The following is a 1,067-nucleotide window of genomic DNA, read 5'->3' as shown; positions in this document are numbered from 1 at the left end:
TGACTGGGGTGAAGTCGTAACAAGGTAGCGCTAGGGGAACCTGGCGCTGGATCACCTCCTTATACGATGATTATTCACGATGAGTGTCCACACAGATTGATAGTTCACAAGCGAAAGCTTGTAGCTAACATAGCTCTTTAACAATTTGGAAAGCTGACAAATCAACAATTTATTGTTGATTGTAAAGTTCTCAATGTTTGTCTTTAAGACAAACACCAATACAACACATTCAAGTGTTCTTGGCTTTTGTCTTACTTTTTCAAAGTAAGGTAGAAGAAAAATTGAGTCCGGCAAAATCGAGTCTGCATCATGTATAAAAATTGCAGACAACTTTGGTGACTTGTTCATCAACTCGAAACTCCTTCGGGTTGTATGGTTAAGTGACTAAGCGTACACGGTGGATGCCTTGGCAGTCAGAGGCGATGAAGGACGTATTAACTTGCGATAAGCCCAGATTAGGTAGTAAAAACCATTTGAGTCTGGGATTTCCGAATGGGGAAACCCACTTGCATAAGCAAGTATCCTGTTGTGAATACATAGCAACAGGAGGCGAACCGGGGGAACTGAAACATCTAAGTACCCCGAGGAAAAGAAATCAACCGAGATTCCGAAAGTAGCGGCGAGCGAAATTGGACTAGCCCTTAAGCTTTATATGCGTTAGACGAACGGTCTGGAAAGTCCGGCGATACAGGGTGATAGCCCCGTAGTTGACAACGCACATTCAGTGAAATCGAGTAGGGCGGGACACGTGATATCCTGTCTGAATATGGGGGGGGACCATCCTCCAAGGCTAAATACTACTGACTGACCGATAGTGAACCAGTACCGTGAGGGAAAGGCGAAAAGAACCCCTGTGAGGGGAGTGAAATAGAACCTGAAACCGTGTACGTACAAGCAGTAGGAGCACCTTCGTGGTGTGACTGCGTACCTTTTGTATAATGGGTCAGCGACTTATATTCAGTGGCAAGGTTAACCATCTAGGGGAGCCGTAGGGAAACCGAGTCTTAACTCGGGCGTTCAGTCTCTGGATATAGACCCGAAACCAGGTGATCTAGCCATGGGCAGGT

2 rRNA genes are annotated in these 1,067 nt (G+C 45.7%); both read left to right on the top strand.

Annotation, left to right across the window (positions count from 1 at the left end):
- Positions 1 to 62: ribosomal RNA gene (locus tag B853_RS15720) — 16S ribosomal RNA — on the top strand; the annotation flags it as partial.
- A gap of 312 nt (positions 63 to 374) precedes the next feature.
- Positions 375 to 1,067: ribosomal RNA gene (locus tag B853_RS15715) — 23S ribosomal RNA — on the top strand; the annotation flags it as partial.

The sequence above is a fragment of the Vibrio rotiferianus CAIM 577 = LMG 21460 genome (assembly GCF_002741985.1).
Classification (GTDB): domain Bacteria; phylum Pseudomonadota; class Gammaproteobacteria; order Enterobacterales; family Vibrionaceae; genus Vibrio; species Vibrio rotiferianus.
The sequence above is the reverse complement of the archived record's forward strand: the minus strand, read 5'-3'. Positions and strand labels throughout refer to the sequence as shown.